Below are 24,145 nucleotides of genomic sequence, written 5' to 3'. Positions count from 1 at the left end.
TCGTAGCCTATACGCAGCGCATTTATTGCTACACATTTGTGTGGGGCAAGGAGTTGTCAAACAGAAGATGAAGCTACAAGAAAAGTTTCAGACCTACCGGCGGTATGTTCCCTGTTCCCTGTTCCCTATTCCCCACACAGTTTATTTTGTGCATTAAACGAAAAAAAATGATACTATGTATGATGGGCAAAGGACTTAACAATAGCCTAATCATTTTAATTGCTGCAAAAGAAGGGGATTATATGAGTAACGAAAATTTTTGGCTTGATTTACCGAAGCCATTTTTTATATTAGCTCCAATGGAAGATGTCACCGATGTTGTATTTCGTCACGTCGTTAGTACAGCTGCAAAACCCGACGTATTTTTCACAGAATTCACAAGTACAGATAGTTATTGTAACCCATTAGGAATAGAAAGTACTCGTGGCCGGTTAACGTTCACAGAAGATGAACAACCGATCGTCGCTCATCTTTGGGGCAATAAACCAGCATTGTTTGAGCAGATGAGTATTGATATGAAAAAGCTTGGTTTTCGTGGTATCGATTTAAACATGGGATGCCCTGTACAAAACGTCGCATCCAATGGAAAAGGTGCTGGATTAATACGACATCCTGAAGTTGCGGCAGAAATTATTCAAGCAGCCAAAGCAGGTGGGTTACCAGTTAGTGTTAAAACAAGATTGGGTTACTCTGAGGTTGATGAGTGGCGCGGTTGGTTAACCCATATATTGAAACAAGATATTGCAAATCTTTCCATTCATCTTCGTACAAAAAAAGAAATGAGCAAAGTAGATGCGCACTGGGAACTAATCCCTGAAATAAAAGAATTACGAGATGAAATTGCTCCAAACACGTTATTAACGATTAATGGAGATATTCCTGACCGCGCAACAGGATTGAAATTAGTGGAACAATACGGCGTTGATGGAGTCATGATTGGCCGCGGTATCTTCACCAATCCATTTGCTTTTGAAAAAGAACCTAAAGAACACAGCGCGAAGGATTTTCTCCATTTACTTCTTTTACAGTTGGATCTTCACGATAAATATTCAGAAATCCTGCCACGTTCATTTAAACCGCTTCTTCGCTTTTTCAAAATCTATGTTCGTGGATTTAGAGGCGCAAACGAACTAAGAATTCAATTAATGGAAACCAAATCAACTGATGAAGTTCGTCGTTTAGTGAATGCTGTTTTAGATCAAGAATTGGATTGAAGCATCCCTTCCATAATCTAAACATTGAGATCTTACGCCGAACAGTTTGCGAAAAATTAATACGACTACATCAAAAAAAATGAGAGACCTCTCAACAGTTCAAAGAACTCTTGAAAGGTCTCTCATTTTTGCACTATGGCATCCGATGCATTCTATATTATTCTAAACCTGACGAATACTACACCTAACGCGATTCCAAGTCCAACTCTAAATAATTCATATGATAATCTTCTCCTGAAAAATTCAGCACTCCTGAGAATCCATATAATTCCCACTCTCCGTTTTTGTTTGGAGTAAAAATGTAATCTCTTTTCCAATTCTTTAACTTCTCATTGTCACCGACATATTCTTCCTTAATGGTTAAACTAGTTTGATTAAAAAACTCATTTTCGAAATAACTCTTATAAATGACTGCATCTGTTATAGTTATTCCTTTATGAAAGACAGTTGGGTATAAAGTGTTCTGTTGTACATACCTATCTGATTCGGGATCGGAATCCATATTATTGATAAATAACATAGATAGAATATCCTTAGCATGGACTCCAAACTCTTCGGTAAAAGATTTCTCTAATTCCTTATACTCCAGTTTTGATACCTTTTCCCTCAACGCTAAATCAATAATCATTTGTTCTTTCTTCTCAATCATTTCAATTGCTGCGTTTATGTCGAACTCAATTGTTTCTTCTTTTATCGGCTTTAATTGCTCTGATGATTGACAAGCCGATAAAAATAAAATAACCATAATAAGTAAAACGAAATAGACTCTCCTCATAATTAGCTAATCTCCCTACAAATACACCTATTTTAATCTTTAAAGTCGCCGCTCTCAGGTTAGTTTAATATGAACCCTTGTATTGAAACAAAAAAACCTCTCTTACTGAAGATTTTACCACAAATCCCATTTATGGGTTCTAAAAGGTCCTACCCTTTACTTCAACAAGAAACAGGCAGCGGATCTTTGATCTGCTGCCTGTTTCTTGTTTTAAACTACTGTATTTCTTTCGTTAGTCCAGGTTAAGTTACCTGATGTGACCCTCCAGGGTTGTCTTCATTTCATATATTTTTTGGAGAGTTTGGATACACTTTGTCTTCTCGTCATCAGCTTCTGTATGGAGATACCACTCCACAAGCCTGTATCCGAATACGAGAAGGATTATCTCCCAGACACAATGATCGGTGATACGGGATACATCCACATACTCCGAAAAGCCTTTGTAATACGCGAGGACGCATCTCTGGTAGTGTTCGACCATATGATCGATATCCGCTTCATCCGCAATCAGGCTTGCGAGATCCTCGCCCAGGTAACCCCATCCGCTGGTATCCCAGTCGATGAGTGCAACTTTCCCGTCAGCATAGATTAGGTTAGCTACCCAAAAATCCCGGTGACATAGCACAAGGGGCAATTTTTCGATGCGAGCGAATATCTCTTCTGCTTGTTCATCGATGTCGACGAGCATTTCCCGCACATGCTGTGGGAATTTGCACTCCTCTGAGCGTATATAGTCGTAGACGACCGGCCATGACCGGTAATGCATATACGTATTTTTCATAAAATCTGCACGGCTCAGGTTGGTCAGGCTCCGCAGCACAGCGGGCTGCTCCTTATACAGCTTGCCTTGAAAGCGTCCTAACTCCAGCGCGGCCTGTTCATACATGTCACCGGTCAAGTCTAAACCGGTTACACCGTCGATATATTCCAACCACAACTGGTATTCGTTTTCTTCAGCATTCATTTCGGCGTGATAACATGACGGCCAGCGTAAAGCTTCCAAGAACGTCGCTCCCAAGTCAGACAAATAGAGATCATATTCCCGACGCCATGAACCCGGATCGCCGTAACGCTCCCATTTTTTCTGGATTTTCAGCACTACACGGTACGGTAACTTTTCGCCATCCTTGGTTTCGGCAATTCCAGTTATTAATTGCACATTTCCCACAGTTCCGCCTTGGAGCGATAAAGTTTGGTAGTCAGCGGAGATGATATTCGTCTTGAACCGTTGGCCTAAAACAGAAATCAGTGCTTCAAGTTCTATATTCATATTCCCCTCCATTTTCTTCGTTTGCTTGCTCGAGCTTCTTAGTTGAAAAGCGGACAGCCATCCCATTAGATTATATCAAATTAAATTCCAAATTTAGGGAAGAGTTTTATTTTAACTATTCTACCCTTCCCTTAATAAAAACAGGAGCAGCTGTAAGGAACTAACTTTCTTACGATAGCTTAACAATAATTATTTATTAAAGACTTTCTTTACTCTTACCCACAACTGTTTTTTTGTCCAAAGCAATAAAAACGATAAGGTTCCCCGATGAATTAGTTTCCGTGTGATTAAAAGTAACTGCGTAGACTTCTTCTTTATTATAGTTTTTATCAATCACAGATTTGATTTCGTCATTTACGGATACTTTCTTTACAATAGAATCTTTAGGGCTTGCTACTATTAATTCCGATTCTTCATCAGAGAGAGCACCAAATGCCACCATCTCAATAGGAGTTTCATGTTCAGATTCAAACAAACCACAGCTTGTCATAGTTAATACAAAAAGAAGTAGTGTTGCAATCTTTCTCAAACTACTATCCCTCCAGTCAGTTTCCCGTTAATTGAGCAGTACAACGCTTAGTGACTAAAAAAAGCCCCCTCTTACGAACAGTATTATATAAAACCGGAATGGTAACAGCTCATAATAAAAACTAAACCCGTTACTAGGAGGGAAAATCTATGACTACCCAACTCGCTGAAAGTACTAATCACTCAGCTAACAATAATCACAAAATAATTTCTATTATGGCCGAAATGATTGCAACTATAGAAAATGACGCTAAACTCAAAAAAGAAATTCTTTTTAAAGTGGATGAAATAAGTATGGAGATTTCCAAAAAAGACAAACTCTGTTTTGACTTAGTGAATGCGGATCGCAATAACGGTGACTATTACAAAGCTAAGATAGTATGGAAACAATTTAGAAATAGAGTAGAGCATAGTCTTGGAGAGCTGAATAAGCGAATTCAATGGACAAGATATCCTGACGAGTGGAGCGAGACTTATGAACTCCTAAAGCGTCGAGCAGCTTTACATGATGATGAGGTGGCAAGATTAGAGCGGCAAGAGTTATTAACGTCTTTGGCGGTTGCTTTTTAATTCTTATTTTCTTCTTTTTGCTCATTCTAAAACATCGTGCTGGTTTGCTAATAGTTTAATTAAAGACAACTGCCGATGTATTGTCGGCAGTTGTCTGGTTAAGTTATATCTTCTTTTAAACGTCACTTATTTATTACCGAGTTGTTCCGCCAAACCAACTAGAATTCCTTCATTTCCACGAATGTAGCAGAGCCGATACGAGTTCTCGTACTGAACCACTTCGCCAACGAGCTGAGCACCAATCTTAGTGAGTCTGGATACCAGTTCGTCAATGTTTTCAACAGTGAACATGACACGTAGATAACCGAGGGCATTGACAGGAGCAGCTCGGTGATCTGAGATAGTTGGTGGCGTGAGAAATCGCGAAAGTTCAATTCGACTGTGGCCATCTGGGGTAATCATCATAGCAATCTCTACACACTGTGAACCCAGACCGGTTACGCGACCAGCCCATTCACCTTCAACAGTAGCTCGACCTTCGAGCCTCAAGCCAATCTCCTCAAAGAAAGCGATTGCGTTATCAAGGGATTCTACAACGATGCCAACATTGTCCATTCTTAGTAATTTGTTATTTTCCATAGTTTTATCTCCTTATGTATACAAATTTATTACCTGGTCGTCTTCGTATTTATTCTATCAACAATTACTAATTCCTTCCAAACAAAGACTACTGTCCTCTACTATTTGACGAAGATTACACAACAACTGTTGCACTATTCTGCCAGTTCCATCCACGCAGTAGTGGGTATTGTTACACTCAAGAAAATTTTAAGTTGGTCAAACGATCCTCCAAGATCAAGCGAAGCTCCACAGGAATACGCTCAAACACGACCCCTTTCCCCAAAAACAAAAGCCAATCCGCGTAATAAGCCAGCGCCTCAACATCGGTTACATCCAACTGAACATTAAAAACCCCACTCGATTGAAACATTCCAGTAAAGGACAAAATAATTCCCGGCGGGTGCATACGTTTAAAGCGCTGAATCCCAGTCGTATCGAGCTTCACAACAAGATTGGACTGACGTGCACCCATCCTTTTTTTGCTTAAAATCTCTTGCTCAGAGTACTTCAGCACATGATCAGAAATTGCGGAATCCCGCAGCAAATCAACAGGCAAATAACGAAACTCATCCGTATCGAAATCATAAGCCTCGACTAGCCACTGTGCGTTCGAGTTAAAAATATGCAGCAAATAAACGTCCAGCAACTGCGGCCAGCCAGGACTTGGCTCATACGTCATACGTAAATGCTTATCTCGCACAGCAAGCGAAATTAACTGGTTTAGCTCCGCAGGCGCTGCATCATCAAGCTCCAACAGATTCGGATTAGCAGGATTTGTATTTTCAAACAGCAAGATATTATTCAGCTCGATTAGCTCGTCTTGCTGCGTTTGCGATGCAATGCCGATCAGTTTTTCAGTGATTGAGCGGCGATTTTGCAAATAAGGAAGCTGTGAATTTTTCGAGGCGATAAAACTGATAAAAATCGCCTTCAGCTCATCTGGGGTGAACCGTGCTGCGGGCAAATACTGATTTTGCAGGACATTATAGCCTCCACCGCGCCCCAGCTCGGTCGTCATTGGAAAACCCATCGCTTGAATCTCATTAATGTCGCGGATCGCCGTCGCACGGGAAATCTTGAACTCCCGCTGAATCTCGGCAATCGTAAAATGTGCACGGTTATTGATGTAGCGCATAATTAGGTTTACTCGTTCTGTTTTTTTCATAATTTTATTGTATCAAAAAAGTATCACTTTTTGATACATTCGGCAAATAGAATCAATCTTGTAAAAGTAAACACACAAAGGAGATAATAAAATGTCTAACTACTCAATTAAAACGATCTCAGAAAACTACAAAATGACTGCTTTTGGTGTATCATTTGAGGACTTCAATGACTGGGCAGGCAATGCAGCAAAAACGACAGCGAAAAAGGCTGAAATCACTGAGAATGGCAAGCTTGCTGAACTTCTCGCTCTGGCTGACGGGCAACAATATCAAATCAATTATGTGATCGATGGCAAGGCTTGGCGCGGCTTCGGCGTGATGGGTGATTTCAATGTGGAAGACGCGGTCGTCCTCGAATTCCTCGCTGGCGACTACCTCGTTGTGCCTGGCACAGGCTCTGACAAAGACAGCCTTGCCGATGAAATTACAGGCAAAGTTTTCAGCGGCATGCTGCAAGAAATTACAGACTACAAATACGTAGGTCCTGGCAACTCAACCTTCGTCAAAGCAGCTGAAAACGATGAATTCTACGGCGAAATGTGGTTGCGTGTAAAAAAAGCCGAGGACTAATCATTGTAAAATTTGAAAGGAGCTCATATGACAGAATACACAATTGAACACAAAAAATCATTCACATTGACAGCATATGGCTTTTCAATTCAGTCCAATTTTCAAGACATGACAGCTTTGCAAAAGGAAAAATCCGAGTTTTGGGGCAGACTCAAGGCTGATGGACGATTTGCTAAGCTCAAAGACGCTGCAAAAGATGAGCGTGAATGGTCAGTGAACGAGGTTTATCAAGGCAAGCCATGGAATTATTTCGCAGTAGAAGCTGGAAAGTTAGTGAATGACGCAACGCGCATGATCGAGTTTCCAGAGAGCGAGTACATCGTGGTCGCAGGAAATGGCGACAAGGAAACTTTGTTTGATCAGTTGACGTACCTTGCTTTTGGCGAAGTCTTGTCCACAATTACTGATTATGCTTACATCGGCGGTCCAAATGCGACCTATCGCAAAGATAACAGCAATGGCACTTTCTACGGCGAATTTTGGGTACCTGTGGTTAAGAAATAACTCTCGTCAGCTTTAAAGTTTTAGGCCATCCCATATTGCGGGATGGCCTCTTCTAAGATATCGCTATTATGTAACTCTTGCACTACTAGAATTGGACTTTCGCCACAACCGGATAATGATCCGATGGATATCCTCCGTTTATTTGAGAACGATCGATCTGCACCGATAAGATTTCGAATTCCGAGGTAGCAAAAATATAGTCGATCGGCTCTCCCGAATCTCCCCCTCTAAAGCTATGGAACGTCAGACCGGGATTCCCACTGATGATGGAGTATGCGTCCGTCATATCATTACTCTTGCCGTTAACCTCGATCTCGCCTCGCAATAAACGAATCGGGATTTCCCCAGGAAATGAATTAAAATCTCCTGTAAGCAAAGCCGGAAGTCCATCCAAAGCGCGCTGTCTAGCTATATATTCCCTAATTATCTGGATTCCACGATCTTTCGCTTCTTGGCTATGATGGTCCAGATGGGTGTTGTAAAGATAGAATGATTTATTGGACTTCCGATGAAGGAAACGTGCCCACGTACAGATTCTCGGAAACGCACTATTCCAACTAATCGAAGCCACCGACTCAGGTGTTTCCGACAGCCAAAACTGCCCGTTTTCTACTAGTGTTAATTCGTCACGGTTATAAAAAATAGCATTGTGCTCATTCTCATGTTCTCCAAAACGACCTCGCCCGACCCAATCGTATTCATTCAAACGAGTCTCTAAATCTTTGAGCATCGAGTGATAACCTTCCTGCGTGCCGATAAGCATAGGTTGATGTTTTTTGATAACGGCAGTCGCCCGGTCGATTCGTTCCGGCCAATAATCAGAACCATCATTGATTTCTGGATATCGCAAATTGAAAGTCATAACAGAGATTCCCAACATACTTATTCAGACCTCATTTCTTTTATTTATAAACGGAAACGGTTACATCCACCTATATTCTACATCGTTCTTACCAACATATGAAAGTGCATATTTACTCACCTGAGTTGGTCTTCTAAGCTTCAATTAGTGATGACATTGTAACTACTTATGAAACTGTTTGCTTAATTAAATAAAAAAAGGCAGCCGTTAGCTGCCAATTTAAGTTTTCATTAGGTTAGGTTATTAGGTTGTCTCTGATGTCTCTATTCCGTCCTGACCATCGACTATTAGGTAGCTGGTACAAAATCTTTGATTTTCTGAGCAAGTACATCAGGTGCAAAATCTTGAAGATAATGTCCGTAGTCCATTAATACATACTTGCTATTAGCTATTTTTGAAAGGTAAGATATTTGGAATCCTTGCCATTGTTCTTTACTATAACCAAGACCAATCCCATCACCATTCGAAATGAAAAACAATACTGGTAACTGTGGTGGTGGCAGTGCATCTACTTTATGAGCATTATCCATAAGATCCACTAGCTCTTCTACCATCGGTGGAGTATTCGTTCTTCTATAATATATTGCTCTATATATGTCTTTTTCATGGGCTGTCAAATTACCTGCTTTTATTGCCGCTTCGCTTTCAACCATAGATGGGATAAAACGCGTTACTCCCATTTTTTCTGCAAATGCCAGTATCTTTATTTTTGCTATAAAATCAGATGCCTTCGGAGTACTGGGATCGAAATAAGCATTTACAGTACCCACATCTATTCCAACAATGGCAGATACTTCTTTTGGATATTTTTGAGCCCAATAAACGGACTCCAATCCCGTAATTGAATGTGGAACTAATACATAGGGAGGCTTCAAACCTGCTAATAATAACGCTTGTCTGTCTTCCTCCAATACGGTATCAAGATCTCTTGGAACGTCCGCAACATCACTGAAACCATACCCTATTCTTTCTGGTACTGCAATTTTATATTTATCACTTAATCGAGAATATAAGCTTTTAAAATCTAATATAGGCGAGGCTGTGCCGCCTCCTGCCAGAAATACCAAGGTGGTATTTCCCTGACCTTCTGTATAGACACTCATATTATGTCCATCAACTGAAACCATTTGACCCATGGGCTTAACTAATACATCTTCCTTGCCCAAATGAATTTTGTGATTGATGATTACTACTAAAGTAGCTAGTATTAAAATACTTATAATTCCTCCCAGACAAAATCCTATTATCTTTCGTATTTTCTTCATAATTGATTCTCCTTATTAATTGTTAGTTCTATCTTATCAAGCACGAAAGATCGTAAACACGGACCTCGGCACTGCATTCCGCTAGACATAAGTCTGGGCAGGCATTAGGCTAAACATAATTGTATCGAGGTAGTACAAATCTTGGTTTGACATCCAATTTATCATAATGCTACTGTATACTTGAGGTGATCGTGATGGCAGAAACAGCCAAAAGTATGTTTGTTAATTTACCAGTAAAAGACCTGAAGAAATCTGTGGAATTTTTCACCCAAGTAGGCTTTGAATTCAACCCAAACTTCACTGACGACAATGCAACTTGTATGGTCATCGGAGAAAACATTTACTCCATGTTGTTGGTTGAAGAGTATTTCAAGACCTTCATTAAGAAAGAGATTTCTGATGCATCCAAAACGACCGAGGTCTTAATTGCATTAATGGTCGAGAGCCGCGAAAAAGTGGACAAGTTAGTGAACAGCGCGATTGCAGCAGGTGGCAATATTGCAAACGACACACAAGATCTCGGCTTCATGTACCAGAGAAGCTTCCTAGATCTAGACGGTCATCAATGGGAAATCGGCTTTATGGATGAAAGTGCGATTCCGCAGGAGTAGAGCAATTTTGGGATTGCTTGATTCATCATATGTAGGGATGGTGTCTCAGTGGCACCATCTCTTTTTCATTAAAACGTCAGATTTTGAACATATTCATTAAAGGCATAATCGTCTTCACCATATTAAGGCCGACTTGGACTTTCGGCAGCATTTGTTTAACAGATCCGAAAAACCCATTCTGCTGTTCTCCACCTGCCGCCCCCGGTCCTGCTGATTTGCCTTCCGAATCACTTTCATTTGTTAGAATTCCCGCCTCAGATTGAACGGATGGCCCGGAAAACATTGGCTTGAATAAGCCGGATGCCATTGAACCAAAAGAAGTGAGTGCGCCAATTCCCCCTATCAAGGAATCGAGCAGTCCCGATACTTGGACTTCAGGTGTCTTGGAACGATCAGAAAGATTCACGCTCCCACAGTTTCTGGATTCGGAAAGAATTAGCTTATGGTCATGAATGGCATGAATCGTTCCGACATAACAGCTGCCATCATATAACAATACACAAACGGGCTGCCCAACCAAACGTTTAGCTTTTTTGACCGCATGAACTCTTCCCTCAGGCACTCTTTTTTTAGGAGGTTTCCTGGATGCCAATAGCGATTCCTCTTTTCACAATTTGTAATCGTGTCAACGCCATTAAATAAAGAAGAAAGGCAAAATGAAAAGCGAAGCAAAGATTGCTAATGGGAAAAAGAAGCAATCGCCGCCGAATCCGCCACAACCTCCACCGTAACCGCCATAACCTCCACCATATCCGTCATAGCCTCCACCATAACCGTCATAATAACTGGACAGTCTAGCTTTATGCTTGGAACGAATTTGTTTTTTTGACTGCTTTCCTTTCCGAACGGACGACAGAGTTACAGGCTTCTTATCAAAAATACAGTCCTCCAGCATTAACTTACCGTCTTTTATTCCCTTGATTGTTCCGATAAAATGACTTCCGTCATATGTGACCGCACTAACCCTCCGTCCAATGTACGGATAGACCGTCTTATGGCTCACCGGATAAACTTCCTGCATAACCTCATTCCTCCTAACTTGATGCTTGTATATCTTAGACTATGAAAAAGACGGCTATAAGGTTTGTACGATTGTCTACTATTTGGAAAAAAGAGAGATAGAAAGATGACGGCGCAAGCATACAAAAAAAGCAGTGAAGAATGGGTGCAGTCATAACAAAGAGTATGCATAGAATATCGGAAGAGGTGAGAAGGTGTTGGATTATCATACATTATTAGCCCGGCTCGGCGAAGGAAGTGCTCATCCCGGAGGTTTCCAAGCAACCAAAGAATTAATCGGGCAAATCGGCTTTCCGCGCGGCACAAAAGTGCTGGAGGTTGGATGCGGAACAGGCCGGACTGCGTGTTATTTAGCCAGCTTAGGGTGCAACGTGACAGCAATAGATCGGAATGAAGATATGATTCAAAAAGCGATTTACCGTGCAAAGATAAGCGAATTTCCCGTCCGCATCGTACAAGCGGATGCCGCTTCCATGCCTTTTCCGGATGAGACGTTTGATGCCGTTTTTACGGAATCGGTTACGGCTTTTACCCAAGGAAGCTCCGCTATACGCGAATACTGGCGTGTGCTGAAGCCAAAAGGAGTCCTATACGATCGCGAGCTGGCATTTGCTATGAAATTAACCACGGTGCAAAAGAAAAAACTCCAGTCATTTTACGGACTTCAACATCTGCGAACCGTTCCGGAATGGCTGAAGCTGATGAGCAAATCAAGCTTTCACAAGTACTCCGCGTCTCAGTTTTCGCAAATGAAACAGCTGATGAGCGATAACGACCCTTTACGGGTAATCGATCACGAACTATTCACGAAACCAGATGTAGTTGCCATGATGATGAAAAACGAACGCCTGATGAGCAACTTCTCCAAAGTGATGGGAAGTGTTGTAATTACGGCTTGGAAAGCTTAAATGAAGATGATACCGTGTTGAACGATATAATATTCTTCTCAGCCGACTTCAAAAAAAAGCAGCCGATTAATGTGTCCTGCATCCGATTTGTTACTCACGACTAACAAAAAGGGATACCACTCATTATTGGCTGCTTTTTATGTTTTTAGTGTTCTTCTAACATACTCATTTCCCCTACTTCGTCGATTGCATTCTTACTCATGATCGAGGCTATAAAAACAAGTTTCTCTTTCCCTTCTCGTTCAATAATTTCTTTAGCACATGCGTCAATGGCAGGCTTACTCATAAATGAGGAGATCGCGAGCAGTTCGGCTGCACTGTTACCTTCCAATTGAAATAGTTTCGTTGCACATTCATCTAACACAACCTTGCTTATATAAGGAGCAATTGCCAACAGTTCAGCTGCTCCAATGCTTTCTATTCCAACAACCTGCCTTACGAGCTGATTCATGAATTCCTCGCTGACATAAGGGGCTACAAACATTAGATTGCCTATGTTCATATTAGCCTGTGCGTGTTCTATTATCTCTTGAACTTGTTCGCTACTAAGCAGAGGTGCAATTGCAGAAATGTCTTTTAGCGATATCTCTTGGTTCTGTAAATAATTCTGGGTTGTATCGTTCAACAGGTTTTTCAACAGCTGTGTTCCTTCACTTTCATCAAGTATCTCATCGATGCTAACGTCAAAAATATGGGCTAATTGAGGAAGTTTAGAAATATCAGGCATCGTTTCGCCTCTTTCCCAATTACTCACTGCTTGGTAACTGATGCTAAGTCGGTCAGCCAGACTCATTTGAGACATCCCAGATCTTTTCCTAAAACCAGCAATATTCCGACCTACTTTTGACATATCAAACATAATTATCACCTCTCTATCAGAATACTATTAGTGTAACTATTACTTACCTGATTGACTATCAAGTGATGCTTGAGTTCCCATAACGCACACCAAATTCCAGTACAAGTTAAGATACATCCGATTAAATAAAAAAACGGCAGCCCTCAGCTGCCATTTTGAAATTTTCATTAGGTTATTAGGTTGTCTCTGACGGATCCATTCCGTCCGGACCATCAACTATGTCGATTACACCAACAGCAATAATGGATACTGCAGCTGCTTTACCAAGTTTCTTGGCGCCGTCTTTAATCAGCTGCTTATCTTTTTCCTTAATGCCTGTCACAACATCTTTTCCGCTTTCGACCACGTATTCGATTCCTTGGCCAGCACCTCTAACAGTAGTCGTGACCGCATCTCCAAGATCATCAATTCCCGTCTTCGCCTGCTGCTTATCCGACGTAATTATACCGGCGCCTACATCCCATACACCGCTTGCTGCTTGGCCTGCTAGTTCACCTGTCTTTGCTGTCACTCTTTCCACATCATTGCCGATCTCTTTAATGTAATCGCTGTGAACAAGTTCCCCTGCAACACGCACAGTACCTCCAAGTACTCTGCCTGTCACATCGCCCGCCAGCTTTCCAATGCCTTTTAGTAGATCCATCAGAAACACCTCCGTAACTTACTTTATTCTGTATAACGATTATTGACGCACTTTGTTTCATCCATTATAACGTAATCTAATGTTCCCCGTCCCTCAATAAGAATTGTATCAAGTTTCGGTCAAATCATTGATAACTTTAATATCAGTAATCGACCAACTATTTAAAGAACGAGACAATTGAAAAGTAAGGGCTCCTTGAATTATACTGGTCAATTGATTCTCCTGATCATAATTAATTTTTACAATATTAACTAAAAACACTCTCTCATTCCATCCAGCTTCTATTCCTTTTATTGAATATTCAAATCCTTTTGTTTCATTAACGCTAGACCAGAATGATTTTAATGTAGCATTATTGCTTAGGTCTAATGACTGAATCGATTCTCCCTTTATTGAAGCATCTAAAATTTTACTAACTGTATTTTTTGGTTTGTAGGACATAATGAAATAATAGCTCAAAGTAATAGCTAGCAAGATGATAATGAATATACTCACTTTTTTACTCAAATTAAATTCTCCTTATGTACTAACCAAACAAAACATCTATTATGGATCCCAATTTTCCAACCTTCTGTCCTTCTAAGACATTCGGGTCATAGATCTCCACAGAGCCACAATTCATACAAGAAACAAACAAATAGTGATTGTGCTGGATATCAAGTAACTTACTCAAACCCGCACCAGTCATTGCGATTTCTTTGACCGTACAATCGTTCCCGTTACATTTCGAACACTTGAAATTATCTTCAATAACTTCAATAACGCTTAATTCCTCCGTATTGGAAGTAGATTCATTGTGTAGATCCGGAGTAAAATCCTCTTCTGTTACCTCATACAGTTTATTCCGGCAGTTTGGACATCTTCCTTTTACAATCTCCACTTCTTTGTTGCACCATGGGCATTCCATTTCTTAACTACTCCTTCTATTTATTTTTCGCCTTGCCACAGCTTCTGTCCTGTGAGTTTCATACGAGTTTTCAATATACTCTAAAAATTAACTACGATTGTTATATATACTGAACCATCCAATTAATCCAATGAGCAGATGGAACCAAAATGAACTGTGCCAAAATTGTCCCTAGTAAACGTGAAATCATCAAAAGTCCAAATACCTTGTTTAAGGCAGCAATTTCTTTTTCTCCTTTTAGTACTTTATCGGTGAGCAGTCCAATTTGAGGATCTATTAATATGGTTAGAAGAATTGTAGCCATACCATTAATTAGTCCTGATGACTGTGATGCTGCAATTGAAGACCCAATGCTATAAGTTGCTGCAAGCAATGCTGCTAATACTCCAACTGTATAAATAGCCGTAACAAGGATATTTAATAAAAATAGTCTTTTAGGAATGCCTCCTATACGTAGACGAGATAGCATTTCCATCCTTGGAACTCGTAAATGAAAACGGGCATTCTTTACTTTCCGTATAGAAACTGAGGATATAAATAATTGAGGTATTGAACCAGTGAGCTCTAAGTTAGTTATAATTCTCTTTGACAAAAAAACTGCTGATGGAAACAATATTATTGCAGCCAGGGTACCGAAGGAGGCATATGCAAGTACCATACGAAATTGCATGACTAAGTCGCTTGGTAAGTGCTTTGATACATCAACAATTTTTCCCGTAAGTGGTGCTTGAAGCATATTCGCAGTTCTTGAGATCAATACAATAATTCCGGTTAAAGAGATAGCAACAGCTAATTTCCCTAAGCGTACACCAGCCAAACGCAATGAGTAAGTTAGTGTTTCTGAAAAGTGAATAATGAAAGTGCATATACATACTATCAAAATCTGCTGGAGCATGGGGATCCCTCTCAATTATAGAATAAGGGAAATCATACCACATTAATGTTGCATATCCCAGATACTATACAACTAAACTATCTATTGATCGCTCAATTCAGATTTCAAAACCATTCCATTAGGATCAAGCCCTTCACACTCTATTACCAGTGCCATAGCCCCTAGAGTTGTTCTCGTTTCGTGCCAATCCCCTTGTCTCCAAAATACGGCTTCCCCTTGGCATAATTTAGTCCAAGGCTCATCAGTAGCTGAACGAACTTCTACGTTCCCGCTCATAACTAGAAAGAGCTGTTCTATTGTAGCAACATGTCCCCCAACAAGCCCATCATTGGATAAATGCATACATCCAACATGAAAATTGCCTGCAGTTTGAGCTATTTTAGACATAATCAGATTTACACTGCCATAGGCAGAGATTTGTTTTCCTACCTGATTATCAAAACGATAAATATCCATACCCTCACCTCTATTGATCTATTTTAGTTCACACTAGGTTTAAATATATTTTTAAAAGCTTTTCTTGCGCATTCTCCGTCAGACCACTGATTCATTTTTCTAAAATCCGTGCTGTCTGTAATCTGGTCTATGTTACCAATCAGGCGTTTTGTAGATAACTGTTGAATGTCTAGATCCACAATCTGGTTTGCGATAAGGCTAGCAATTGCTTCACCCTGCATGACCTTATAGGGACGATCATAAAAGGTTGAAACGTCATCAGGAATCTTTTCAGTGAGTCCTAGTGCGTTGTGCATATTTGATAGATACTTGTAAGCATTGTTCAGAGCATGCTCGCGTTCTCTCCATGTAGCTGCCGTTTGAGCAGTCCAAAGATGAGGCATGATTTGATCTGCACATTTCAAATGTTTGAATGCCGTACCAAACCATTTTGGATATGGTGCATATTGCCGCTCCATGAGAAAACAGAGATTCATAATATCACGGACAAGGCGTGAGGCGATAATAGCTGATCCAAGTTCGTCACCTGAGAAACCCGAGCGAAGCATCAGATGTTCTTCTTGACCGATTCGCTGCCAATTTGATGCCATAAGATACAACCAAATATCGTGGGGGTAATATTCGAATTGTTTGCGTAATGTGGAAAGTTGACCATTGTCGTCCCTAAATACTGCCCCCTGTGTAATCTCGAGAAGTGACTGCGAAGGAAACGTTAGCCAATCTACTGGTACTATTCGTTCATCTTTGTTTATACCAAGATAACCTTCGATGAACCTCGACACTGTTGTAATTACACTCTTCTTTATATCAACTGGGAAGCCGTAGAACCTTTCCGGTGATTGCTCATGGAGTGTTGATAATATTTGATTAGAATACCGGATATCTTGTTCGTTAAGAAAAAGATACACCCGCGGCACCCAATCGTGATCAGTCGACATTTCCGTATCATATCCTAGCACTTCGCTGCCGGGACCAATTAGAGCCGATGAGTACGACAAGAAAGAATAATGGTTCTTCATTACAGGTTCAACGATTTCCATATGAAATCGACGGCATAATTCTATTCCTTTAATAAAAGACATTCCTCATTCCTCCAAGTTTGCCAACATCTTCTTTATAAGTCCTGCCGTCTTCTCCACCGGATAAAGGGCAGGTACATAATCGTGAATATTACAAGTGCAATAACTTCTTCTACTGCCAAATAATAAGGGTAAGGACCTAACACATCTAATAGAGAGGCTCCTTCTGGCTTATGCATAAGGAACATGTAATTGGCGTCCAGCCAATAATCAGTACCACCAACAACTACAAGAAGAATGTTCAGAAAGATCATTGTAATCCAAATGGACTTCCAGGTCGGACGGAAGTTTTCGATCCACGTCATATAGAGAGGGGCAAGGATAATTGCAATATGTACAAGGAAGAAGTGAAAAAATCGAAAATGCGGAAACGGATAATCTAAATCTGGCGTAAACATCGCTTGAATCGCGCCACCAATGCCCGCGAAGAATACGATCTGATACAGCAATCTACTCCGTGTAAACAGCATAATAATGGCAAGAAATTGTGATATACCACAAAGCTCGAGCGGAAGCGTGTATTTTACGTTCCATAAACCTTGAACAGCATACCAGTAATAGAGGACAATCTGTGGAACCAAGAGACCCAGGAGTATACTGTACTTGATTATCGTTCTGACAAGATTGTGGTTACGGACTCCCGATCGGAAGAAATATAATAGAAGCGCGGAAACAACTAGAGCGGTAAGCATAACGGTGTGTGCAGAGGTGTAGGGTATAAACTCTTCTGTGCCATTCCGGGAAAAAAATGAAGGCAAGTCATCTCCTCCTTCTTGAATATAATCAATGATATCATCTTCTATATGAACAGGGAATCTAACATTTTCCACCTTCAAACGAACAACCTCAGGTCGCGAAGATCGCGCCTTGAGGTTGATTTCTAATGACATTATTTTATAACGTTCTATTCCCTCTATTCCAACGATCTACAATATTCGAGACCAAGTCTTCTTTTTTAAAATATAAATCTTGAAGTGAGACAATTGAATGCCTTGAATACCTTTCACTTTCTCCCATTATACATTCATCATATATTAGGCTTATTAGTAGCTCCTGGCTGCGGTTTTCATCGTTGTTAATCATTTTTGAAACCCTATTATAGATATCCATTTCGTAATACATCATATGATCTGCTGCTCTTTCAATCGTTATTTGTCCTGTCAGGCTTGAAAACCAAGCATTAAACGATCTCTTACTCTCCTCATATCCTGCTATTCCTTGATCATTTGGTTTAAATAACGTTTGGAACATCTCGTTTTCTAAAACTCCATTATGATCAAACAATGAGTTTTGCGATAAAAGTCGTATCATATCTGACCATACTTTTTTAAAAGCATCGCAAAAATGTCCTTCCTCAAGCAGTCCTAAATAAACAATATCAAGAGATGGAAACTTACGACTCTCACCCTTACTAGAAATAAATGCATTTTGGATATAGATTAAGTAGTTTAATGAGTACGGGGCAAAAGACTTAATGGTAAAGTTATTCAATTTATCATCCCCCTTGTTTATTAAATCCATCTTATAATTATTGGATAAAACTATTCAACCCAAAGCCTATAATAAAAAACTGCACCAACAGCCATCCACGATGACTTTTGGTACAGTCTTTTGGTCTTTACACGTTTACTAAATGTTTGTCACGGGCAATCTTGGTTGCTGCGACCATGTTGCGGAGCGAGGCAATGGTCTCTTCCTTGCCGCGTGTTTTTAGTCCGCAGTCTGGGTTAATCCAGAACAGCTTTGGATCCAGTACTTGCAGGGCGCGGTCAATCATTCCTGTCATTTCTTCAATGTCTGGTACACGAGGGCTATGAATATCATATACGCCAAGACCAATGCCAAGTTTATACGTATTCTGTTCGAAGCTTTGAATCAACTCACCATGGCTGCGCGAGGTTTCAATAGAGATCACATCCGCATCCATCGCTTCAATAGAATCAATCATGTCATGGAACTCGCAATAGCACATATGAGTATGGATTTGGGTTGTATCTTGAACGGTACATGTCGTTACTTTGAATGCTTTTACTGCCCATGCCAAGTAGTCCGCTTGTTCATTCTCCTTCAACGGCAGACCTTCCCGTACGGCAGGCTCATCCACCTGAATCATTCCAATTCCGGCTTTCTCCAGCGCTTCAACTTCTTGACGCAGGGCATAAGCCAATTGATAGGTTATCTGCTCTCTTGCCAGATCATCACGAACGAACGACCAGTTCATAATGGTAATTGGGCCTGTGAGCATCCCTTTTACCGGTCTAGCAGTCTTAGATTGGGCATATACGGTTTCTTCTACAGTCATCGCTTCCGTAAATTCGACGTCTCCATAGATTACCGGAGGCTTCACACAACGGGAACCATACGATTGTACCCAGCCATTTTGAGTAAAGGCGAAACCATCAAGCTTCTCACCAAAAAATTCAACCATATCTGTCCGCTCAAATTCTCCGTGAACAAGTACATCCAGCCCAATCTCTTCTTGATGCTGAATCCAGCTGTCGATTTGTTCTTTAATGAAGATCGCATACTGCTCGCTGCCCCATTCGCCTTTCCGCCAGGACTGACGGGCTTTACGTACTTCCGCCGATTGCGGGAAGCTGCCGATTGTTGTTGTTGGGAACAAAGGAAGCTGCCATTTCTGCTGTTGGGCAAGCTGACGGCTTTCAAAGTTGGACTGACGAGAAGCATCTTCCCTTTGAATAACTGCCACTGCCTCTTGCACAGCTTTTCGGTTCCTTGCTTCAGATTGTTCGAGCGCTTGAAGCGCCTTCTCACATTGTTCTAGCTCCGCAGTTATGGAAGCATCCCCTTCATTTAATGCACGTGTCAATAAGATAAGCTCATCCAGCTTTTCATCAGCAAAGGCAAGGGCGTTCGTAAGCTCCGGCTGCAGCTTCGTTTCTCCCTTAACCGTTACCGGTACATGCAGCAGGCTGCAGGAGGATTGAATAAGTAGTTTGTCTGATGCAGCATAACCTTGCAGCTCTTTCAGTAGTTCTAGCTTATCGCTAAGTGATGCCTTCCAAATGCCACGACCATCAATAACACCTGCGCCAAGCACTTTATCTTTAGGGAAACCAAATTCACGAATAGATGCCAGGTTGCCTTGAAGTCCGTGTACGAAATCCAAGCCAATCCCCTGTACAGGCAGATTAATAATTTCCTTATAGTTTTCGACGGATTCGAAATACGTCTGCAGCAGAATATTTAGAGAAGGTACAGCTTCGGCCAGCTTGCCATATACCGTTTGAAGTCTAGTCACATCATCTCTGCTCAGCTTAGTGACGAGGGCTGGCTCATCGATTTGGACCCACTGAACGCCTTCTTCTTCAAGCTCCTTTAGTACTTTCACATACAAATTCACCAGTATTGACAGCCAGGTGTCGATCTCCGACTTGCCATAGCCTTTCGACAGCTTCAGGAACGTGAATGGTCCTAAGATGACTGGCTTACCATCAATTCCAAGCTTCTCTTTGGCCTCGCGATAAGCTGCAAGCGGCTTATTCTCAGTCAGCGCCGGTTCCGCACCATACAGCTCAGGAACGATATAGTGATAGTTCGTATTGAACCATTTCGTCATTTCACTTGCTGCCGCATCCTTTGTGCCTCGAGCGACACCATAATAGACCGATAGAGGAACTGCACCACCTGTATAGTTAAACCGCTTCGGGATAATCCCGAACATAGCAGCCGTATCCAACACTTGATCATAATAGCTGAAATCATTAACTGCGATTAGATCGATTCCCTTCTCCTGCTGTTTGCGAAGATGATTCAACCGAATCTCTTGAAGCTGCTTATGCAGCTCCGACTCCTCAAGCTTGCCGGACCAGAATGCCTCCAGCGCTTTTTTCCATTCCCGATTCTCACCAATCCGAGGATACCCCAATACACTGCTCTTTGCCATGTGCAACAACCCCTTACCATTTGTTTGTTACAAACAAGATATCATGGTTTAGGAGCTATAGCGTAACTGTAAAATACTATATCTGGTTATAGCTATTGGCTATAACGCTTCTCCTTTCGACATATTAATAATAAAAAACCTCGCCCCGGTATAATCCCGAAGCGAGGAGTTAGTTTTGGGTTTAGTAGCCCAAAGCTGTTTTTGCATCTTTCCATTTTTTATTTAATTTATCAAATGCCGCTTTGAGATCATCAGCTAAAATGTATTCTTGAACGTAGTCGCCAGTACCGATGCCGATTTGCGCTTTGTTCGCAATTTCATTGTATTTAGGATCTGTTGCTTCACTTTCGATCAGCGTCGGGTTCAGAGCTTGGAACTCAGCCAATTGCGGAATAGATGATTTCGCCGATTTGTCGATTGGCATAAAGCCGGAATCTTCAACGTAACCGGATTCTTTTACATAGAACTCAACCCAAGCCTTAGCGAGCTCCTTGTTTTTGCTGTCTTTGCTTACAGCTACGAAATAGTCAGAACCAAGCGGTGCGTTGTACTTACCACTGTTATCATAAGGAAGTGGGAAGAAGCCGATATCTTCTGATGCTGCACCAGCACCAATAATTTGTGGGATTACCCAGTTACCAAGGAAATACATGGCTGCTTTGCCGCTTGCTACTTCGCCTTTGGACATTTCCCAATTGTTCGTGTACAAGTCCTTCTCAACATAACCCTTTTCAACAAAAGTGCGGCCTATGGTTGCTAGTGTGCCCCAAGCGTTATCTACTTGGAACGGTGCCTCCTCGGATACTTGTTTCGTTGCAAATTGCGGATCGCCGGTTAGGTACCAAGCGGAACCATCACCCCAGTTGCCCATCGGCCATTGCGCGCCATAGTTCATATACAGCGGGGTGATGTTCGCTGCTTTCAGCTTAGCAGCATCTGCATAAAGCTCATCGAGCGTTGTAGGCACTTTATCAATACCTGCTGCTGCAAATGCTTTTTTGTTATATACGATACCTTGCGTGTTAACACCTGTCGACAGACCGTAACGTTTGCCGTCAGACAAAGTGTTGTCCGCGAAGTATACGTTATCGAACCATTCATCCGGAAGTGGTTCGAAATATTTGCTGTATTCGGAAGTAGCAAGACCTGCAGGGATCATCAGAACGTCGCCGGCTTCGCCAGTCGTCAAGCGGACTTGAATGTCCGTTGCGTAGTTAGTAAGACCTTCAAATTCTACTTTCGCGTTTGGATACTTTTCCTTGAACGCAGCTGCATACTTGTCGAAGGTTCCATCATTGACATAGTCCGTTCTTTGCGTAAGTACTTTAATTGTTCCGCTCAGATCGCTTGGAGCGTCTGAATCTGTTGCACCAGCATTTGTCGCACCAGCGTCGTTTGAAGCTGTAGCATTGTTACCGGTAGAATTCGTAGCCGTTCCTGCATTGTTATTACCTTCATTGTTGCCTCCACAAGCTGCAGTGAGGACTACGGTTAAAGCAAGAACCAATGTGACTGCAAATCTTTTTTCCATCGTTGTTACCCCCTGTAATTTAGTTTTACATAGCTTCCATTTCGTTTACCACTCGTTTTGGTATCGCTTACATATCCATCATATCCGCTCTAAAAACAAATTCACATGAAGTTTTTTTGTTTTTCTTGTCATGAATTATGCTAACAATTTTTGTTTTGTTAGGTTGATAAACAGTAAAAGACTACTATTTCTTGGATGCCAAGAAATGATAATGCTCGCTTATGACTGCAGCCGCGATCTTGCCATACATGCAGTAATCATCGTTGCTTGCCGCTTCCTCAGCCTTATACAATCGTGCCGGCCAATCCCACAGCATATATCCCTGCATCCATTCACGCTTCGAGCAAGCAGCGAACATGGCTTCATAATAACGCTTTTGTTCAAGCTCGGACGGGCTGCCAGGAAGTGACCAATCATTAGGCCTAACAGCTGAGCCCTCACGGCTAGGACAACCAGCCTCCATGAAGAAGAACGGTTTGTTCAAGGGCTTCACGGCAGCTTCGATACGGTCCAGCTGGGTTTCCCATTGATCAATAGGATAATAGCCGCTGGAGGAAATAATATCGACCGCATCCCACCAGGTAACACGTTCCTCCTGATATTTGTCGCAATTATAGGTAATAAGACCACTGTAGATTTTGCGAACCTCAGCAATTAAAGCGCGCCATTCCTTATCACGTTTGTCGGTCTGCACCATTTCGCAGCCGATGCACAGCATCTCACAGCCTTCCGCTTCTGCAATTGCAGCATAATGCGTGATAAATGAAGTGTAAGACTTGAACCACTCCGCCCAGCTTGGTTCACCAGGTACCTCATCATCAAAGAAATTAATGTGAGCCCGCCAAGTCCCGTTCGCACAGTTGACGACCGGCTTCAAGCATACTTTCAACCCATGACGCTTCGCCTCTCGGATGGCCCACAACACTTCACCATCCGTTACGGTTGGTTCGTTCCAATAAGGAATGATCGTGGACTGCGGTGTTTCCTGGTCGGCAGCAAGAGCTATCGCCACCCAATTTACATTCAGCTTTGTCATCTCTGACATGGAGTGTTCCGCTTCCGGACTCGCCCAAGTGCCGCGAACCCCTGTCCAGCCCCATGTCATTCCATTCACATATTCATTCCATTGTTTCAACGTTGATGCACTCCTTCTAAATGACTTCTGTTTGGTCCGATCTGCAATTTAGTCCATTCAACTATTTAGTCCATTCAACTATTTCACCGCGCCATTCGTTACTCCCGCGAAAATATAACGCTGGAGGAACAGGAACAGCAGTAGTGTAGGAATGAAAATAATAAGAATACCTGCCGATATCACATTTAATTGAGCAGCATTAGGTCCAACAAACGAGTAGATAGCTGTCGACACGACCTTTAGTTTTTGGCTCGGCATGTATAAGTACGGAGTATAGAAATCGTTATAAATGGCAATCGTCTTCAAGATGACAAGGGTTGCTGTAGCAGGTCCTAGCAGCGGGAAAATAATAGAGCGGTAGATTCGGAACAAGGAAGCCCCCTCGATCATTGCGCTTTCGTCCAAATCCTTCGGAATGCTATTCACAAACTGCAAGTAAATAACAATTTGAAGGACATCTGCTCCCAAATATAAAATGATAGGACCACCCATCGTATTGTACAGATGCAGTGATTTAATCACACTAAACGTAGCAACTTGGGTTGTTACCATCGGAATAACCTGGGCAATCAGATACATCCCCATAATTGGTTTTTTCAGCTTGAAATCAAATCTTCCGATTGCATAAGCGACCATCGTTCCGAACATGATATTGCCGGCAACCGCAATGACGAGAATGATGAAAATATTTTTAAAGCCGAGCCCAAGCTTGCCGATGTCAATGACCTTGCTAAAGTTATCAAAGTTAAATAGATTAGCAGGCAGTCGAAGCCCGGATTGGTAATACTCGATCTGCGTCTTGAATGCACCAACAAATACGGAATACAAGGGGAAAAATACGACGAATAAAGCCATGGCCAGCGTCACATATTTGAAAATCGTAAAGGAGAATGATTCTTCTCGTCTCAT

The 24,145-nt window shown here is 41.6% G+C and carries 28 protein-coding genes; 6 read left to right on the top strand and 22 right to left on the bottom strand.

The features are described 5' to 3' along the window. Positions 1-242 precede the first annotated feature (242 nt). Positions 243-1,214, top strand: coding sequence for a tRNA dihydrouridine synthase (locus FHS17_RS03460; protein WP_167276345.1), 972 nt, complete (start codon positions 243-245; stop codon positions 1,212-1,214). 184 nt (positions 1,215-1,398) lie between these two features. Here the strand turns inward: FHS17_RS03460 and FHS17_RS03455 are convergent, their stop codons facing one another. From FHS17_RS03455 to FHS17_RS03445, 3 genes are all read right to left on the bottom strand, one after another. Next, positions 1,399-1,989, bottom strand: a complete 591-nt coding sequence (locus FHS17_RS03455) for a hypothetical protein (RefSeq protein WP_167274550.1) — start codon at positions 1,987-1,989, stop codon at positions 1,399-1,401. Positions 1,990-2,236: 247 nt separating this feature from the next. Further along, positions 2,237-3,259 (bottom strand): aminoglycoside phosphotransferase family protein, encoded by a 1,023-nt coding sequence (locus FHS17_RS03450; protein WP_167274546.1) that lies wholly within the window; start codon positions 3,257-3,259, stop codon positions 2,237-2,239. Positions 3,260-3,455: 196 nt separating this feature from the next. Beyond that, positions 3,456-3,788, bottom strand: a complete 333-nt coding sequence (locus FHS17_RS03445) for a hypothetical protein (protein WP_167274542.1) — start codon at positions 3,786-3,788, stop codon at positions 3,456-3,458. Between the two features lie 149 nt (positions 3,789-3,937). Between FHS17_RS03445 and FHS17_RS03440 the strand changes: the two genes are divergently transcribed. Continuing rightward, positions 3,938-4,357, top strand: coding sequence for a hypothetical protein (locus FHS17_RS03440; RefSeq protein WP_167274539.1), 420 nt, complete (start codon positions 3,938-3,940; stop codon positions 4,355-4,357). A gap of 126 nt (positions 4,358-4,483) precedes the next feature. Here the strand turns inward: FHS17_RS03440 and FHS17_RS03435 are convergent, their stop codons facing one another. Both FHS17_RS03435 and FHS17_RS03430 read right to left on the bottom strand, forming a co-directional pair. Continuing rightward, positions 4,484-4,936, bottom strand: a complete 453-nt coding sequence (locus FHS17_RS03435) for a VOC family protein (protein ID WP_167274535.1) — start codon at positions 4,934-4,936, stop codon at positions 4,484-4,486. 178 nt (positions 4,937-5,114) lie between these two features. Next, positions 5,115-6,083 carry a helix-turn-helix transcriptional regulator gene (locus tag FHS17_RS03430; RefSeq protein WP_279590321.1) on the bottom strand — a complete coding sequence of 323 codons (969 nt, stop codon included), beginning with the start codon at positions 6,081-6,083 and terminating at the stop codon, positions 5,115-5,117. A 91-nt stretch (positions 6,084-6,174) separates the two neighbouring features. Here FHS17_RS03430 and FHS17_RS03425 point away from each other — a divergent pair, with 91 nt between their 5' ends. Then, positions 6,175-6,654 carry a hypothetical protein gene (locus FHS17_RS03425; protein ID WP_167274526.1) on the top strand — a complete coding sequence of 160 codons (480 nt, stop codon included), beginning with the start codon at positions 6,175-6,177 and terminating at the stop codon, positions 6,652-6,654. 27 nt (positions 6,655-6,681) lie between these two features. Continuing rightward, positions 6,682-7,158 (top strand): GyrI-like domain-containing protein, encoded by a 477-nt coding sequence (locus tag FHS17_RS03420; protein ID WP_167274522.1) that lies wholly within the window; start codon positions 6,682-6,684, stop codon positions 7,156-7,158. An 85-nt stretch (positions 7,159-7,243) separates the two neighbouring features. On the opposite strand, the gene FHS17_RS03415 is transcribed toward FHS17_RS03420, so the two are convergent. Next, a complete protein-coding gene (locus FHS17_RS03415) occupies positions 7,244-8,038 on the bottom strand; it encodes an endonuclease/exonuclease/phosphatase family protein (protein ID WP_167274518.1) in 795 nt (264 codons plus the stop codon). 269 nt (positions 8,039-8,307) lie between these two features. Next, positions 8,308-9,285 carry an alpha/beta fold hydrolase gene (locus FHS17_RS03410; protein ID WP_167274513.1) on the bottom strand — a complete coding sequence of 326 codons (978 nt, stop codon included), beginning with the start codon at positions 9,283-9,285 and terminating at the stop codon, positions 8,308-8,310. A gap of 194 nt (positions 9,286-9,479) precedes the next feature. Here FHS17_RS03410 and FHS17_RS03405 point away from each other — a divergent pair, with 194 nt between their 5' ends. Further along, on the top strand, positions 9,480-9,896 hold the full coding sequence (locus FHS17_RS03405; RefSeq protein ID WP_167274509.1) for a VOC family protein: 417 nt from the start codon (positions 9,480-9,482) through the stop codon (positions 9,894-9,896). Between the two features lie 76 nt (positions 9,897-9,972). Here the strand turns inward: FHS17_RS03405 and FHS17_RS03400 are convergent, their stop codons facing one another. Both FHS17_RS03400 and FHS17_RS03395 read right to left on the bottom strand, forming a co-directional pair. Then, positions 9,973-10,488 carry a hypothetical protein gene (locus FHS17_RS03400; RefSeq protein WP_167274504.1) on the bottom strand — a complete coding sequence of 172 codons (516 nt, stop codon included), beginning with the start codon at positions 10,486-10,488 and terminating at the stop codon, positions 9,973-9,975. Positions 10,489-10,530: 42 nt separating this feature from the next. Then, positions 10,531-10,917, bottom strand: coding sequence for an LSm family protein (locus FHS17_RS03395; protein WP_167274501.1), 387 nt, complete (start codon positions 10,915-10,917; stop codon positions 10,531-10,533). A gap of 193 nt (positions 10,918-11,110) precedes the next feature. Between FHS17_RS03395 and FHS17_RS03390 the strand changes: the two genes are divergently transcribed. Beyond that, on the top strand, positions 11,111-11,824 hold the full coding sequence (locus tag FHS17_RS03390; protein ID WP_341805755.1) for a class I SAM-dependent methyltransferase: 714 nt from the start codon (positions 11,111-11,113) through the stop codon (positions 11,822-11,824). 145 nt (positions 11,825-11,969) lie between these two features. Here the strand turns inward: FHS17_RS03390 and FHS17_RS03385 are convergent, their stop codons facing one another. The 13 genes from FHS17_RS03385 to FHS17_RS03325 all read right to left on the bottom strand — a co-directional run bounded on the left by FHS17_RS03385 (position 11,970) and on the right by FHS17_RS03325 (position 24,145). Further along, a complete protein-coding gene (locus FHS17_RS03385; RefSeq protein ID WP_167274498.1) occupies positions 11,970-12,683 on the bottom strand; it encodes a helix-turn-helix domain-containing protein in 714 nt (237 codons plus the stop codon). Between the two features lie 175 nt (positions 12,684-12,858). After that, positions 12,859-13,326: a hypothetical protein gene (locus FHS17_RS03380; RefSeq protein ID WP_167274495.1), complete on the bottom strand. Its 468-nt coding sequence runs from the start codon at positions 13,324-13,326 to the stop codon at positions 12,859-12,861. Between the two features lie 108 nt (positions 13,327-13,434). Beyond that, entirely contained in the window at positions 13,435-13,833 is a 399-nt protein-coding gene (locus FHS17_RS03375) for a hypothetical protein (RefSeq protein ID WP_167274491.1), read from the bottom strand. A 19-nt stretch (positions 13,834-13,852) separates the two neighbouring features. After that, on the bottom strand, positions 13,853-14,233 hold the full coding sequence (locus FHS17_RS03370) for a zinc ribbon domain-containing protein (protein ID WP_167274488.1): 381 nt from the start codon (positions 14,231-14,233) through the stop codon (positions 13,853-13,855). A gap of 100 nt (positions 14,234-14,333) precedes the next feature. Beyond that, positions 14,334-15,128, bottom strand: a complete 795-nt coding sequence (locus tag FHS17_RS03365; protein ID WP_167274483.1) for a lipid II flippase Amj family protein — start codon at positions 15,126-15,128, stop codon at positions 14,334-14,336. Between the two features lie 81 nt (positions 15,129-15,209). Then, positions 15,210-15,584, bottom strand: coding sequence for a cupin domain-containing protein (locus FHS17_RS03360; RefSeq protein ID WP_167274479.1), 375 nt, complete (start codon positions 15,582-15,584; stop codon positions 15,210-15,212). A 23-nt stretch (positions 15,585-15,607) separates the two neighbouring features. Continuing rightward, complete coding sequence (locus tag FHS17_RS03355; RefSeq protein ID WP_167274475.1) at positions 15,608-16,666, bottom strand: DUF4037 domain-containing protein; 1,059 nt, start codon at positions 16,664-16,666, stop codon at positions 15,608-15,610. A 32-nt stretch (positions 16,667-16,698) separates the two neighbouring features. Further along, positions 16,699-17,421 carry a YwaF family protein gene (locus tag FHS17_RS03350; RefSeq protein ID WP_167274471.1) on the bottom strand — a complete coding sequence of 241 codons (723 nt, stop codon included), beginning with the start codon at positions 17,419-17,421 and terminating at the stop codon, positions 16,699-16,701. 136 nt (positions 17,422-17,557) lie between these two features. Then, positions 17,558-18,154 (bottom strand): hypothetical protein, encoded by a 597-nt coding sequence (locus FHS17_RS03345; RefSeq protein ID WP_167274467.1) that lies wholly within the window; start codon positions 18,152-18,154, stop codon positions 17,558-17,560. Positions 18,155-18,281: 127 nt separating this feature from the next. After that, positions 18,282-20,570 carry a 5-methyltetrahydropteroyltriglutamate--homocysteine S-methyltransferase gene (gene metE, locus FHS17_RS03340; RefSeq protein WP_167274462.1) on the bottom strand — a complete coding sequence of 763 codons (2,289 nt, stop codon included), beginning with the start codon at positions 20,568-20,570 and terminating at the stop codon, positions 18,282-18,284. Positions 20,571-20,751: 181 nt separating this feature from the next. Beyond that, positions 20,752-22,101: an ABC transporter substrate-binding protein gene (locus FHS17_RS03335; RefSeq protein WP_167274458.1), complete on the bottom strand. Its 1,350-nt coding sequence runs from the start codon at positions 22,099-22,101 to the stop codon at positions 20,752-20,754. A gap of 184 nt (positions 22,102-22,285) precedes the next feature. Beyond that, entirely contained in the window at positions 22,286-23,206 is a 921-nt protein-coding gene (locus FHS17_RS03330; RefSeq protein WP_167276337.1) for a glycoside hydrolase family 113, read from the bottom strand. Between the two features lie 108 nt (positions 23,207-23,314). Continuing rightward, entirely contained in the window at positions 23,315-24,145 is an 831-nt protein-coding gene (locus FHS17_RS03325) for a carbohydrate ABC transporter permease (RefSeq protein WP_167274453.1), read from the bottom strand.

The organism is Paenibacillus lupini, from assembly GCF_011761355.1.
GTDB lineage: Bacteria > Bacillota > Bacilli > Paenibacillales > Paenibacillaceae > Pristimantibacillus > Pristimantibacillus lupini.
Note: the sequence above shows the minus strand (reverse complement) of the source record. Positions and strands in the feature narration are given on the sequence as shown.

Bases quoted from the DNA above. Each gene is read 5' to 3' on its own strand.
- FHS17_RS03360 (WP_167274479.1), bottom strand. From the start codon at position 15,584: ATGGATATTTATCGTTTTGATAATCAGGTAGGAAAACAAATCTCTGCC.
- FHS17_RS03410 (WP_167274513.1), bottom strand. From the start codon at position 9,285: ATGAAGAAAATACGAAAGATAATAGGATTTTGTCTGGGAGGAATTATA.
- FHS17_RS03380 (WP_167274495.1), bottom strand. From the start codon at position 13,326: ATGGATCTACTAAAAGGCATTGGAAAGCTGGCGGGCGATGTGACAGGC.
- FHS17_RS03395 (WP_167274501.1), bottom strand. From the start codon at position 10,917: ATGCAGGAAGTTTATCCGGTGAGCCATAAGACGGTCTATCCGTACATT.
- FHS17_RS03335 (WP_167274458.1), bottom strand. From the start codon at position 22,101: ATGGAAAAAAGATTTGCAGTCACATTGGTTCTTGCTTTAACCGTAGTC.
- FHS17_RS03450 (WP_167274546.1), bottom strand. From the start codon at position 3,259: ATGAATATAGAACTTGAAGCACTGATTTCTGTTTTAGGCCAACGGTTC.
- FHS17_RS03370 (WP_167274488.1), bottom strand. From the start codon at position 14,233: ATGGAATGCCCATGGTGCAACAAAGAAGTGGAGATTGTAAAAGGAAGA.
- FHS17_RS03415 (WP_167274518.1), bottom strand. From the start codon at position 8,038: ATGTTGGGAATCTCTGTTATGACTTTCAATTTGCGATATCCAGAAATC.
- FHS17_RS03420 (WP_167274522.1), top strand. From the start codon at position 6,682: ATGACAGAATACACAATTGAACACAAAAAATCATTCACATTGACAGCA.
- FHS17_RS03460 (WP_167276345.1), top strand. From the start codon at position 243: ATGAGTAACGAAAATTTTTGGCTTGATTTACCGAAGCCATTTTTTATA.
- metE (WP_167274462.1), bottom strand. From the start codon at position 20,570: ATGGCAAAGAGCAGTGTATTGGGGTATCCTCGGATTGGTGAGAATCGG.
- FHS17_RS03355 (WP_167274475.1), bottom strand. From the start codon at position 16,666: ATGTCTTTTATTAAAGGAATAGAATTATGCCGTCGATTTCATATGGAA.
- FHS17_RS03440 (WP_167274539.1), top strand. From the start codon at position 3,938: ATGACTACCCAACTCGCTGAAAGTACTAATCACTCAGCTAACAATAAT.
- FHS17_RS03385 (WP_167274498.1), bottom strand. From the start codon at position 12,683: ATGTTTGATATGTCAAAAGTAGGTCGGAATATTGCTGGTTTTAGGAAA.
- FHS17_RS03325 (WP_167274453.1), bottom strand. From the start codon at position 24,145: ATGAGACGAGAAGAATCATTCTCCTTTACGATTTTCAAATATGTGACG.
- FHS17_RS03430 (WP_279590321.1), bottom strand. From the start codon at position 6,083: ATGAAAAAAACAGAACGAGTAAACCTAATTATGCGCTACATCAATAAC.
- FHS17_RS03425 (WP_167274526.1), top strand. From the start codon at position 6,175: ATGTCTAACTACTCAATTAAAACGATCTCAGAAAACTACAAAATGACT.
- FHS17_RS03455 (WP_167274550.1), bottom strand. From the start codon at position 1,989: ATGAGGAGAGTCTATTTCGTTTTACTTATTATGGTTATTTTATTTTTA.
- FHS17_RS03365 (WP_167274483.1), bottom strand. From the start codon at position 15,128: ATGCTCCAGCAGATTTTGATAGTATGTATATGCACTTTCATTATTCAC.
- FHS17_RS03435 (WP_167274535.1), bottom strand. From the start codon at position 4,936: ATGGAAAATAACAAATTACTAAGAATGGACAATGTTGGCATCGTTGTA.
- FHS17_RS03330 (WP_167276337.1), bottom strand. From the start codon at position 23,206: ATGACATGGGGCTGGACAGGGGTTCGCGGCACTTGGGCGAGTCCGGAA.
- FHS17_RS03405 (WP_167274509.1), top strand. From the start codon at position 9,480: ATGGCAGAAACAGCCAAAAGTATGTTTGTTAATTTACCAGTAAAAGAC.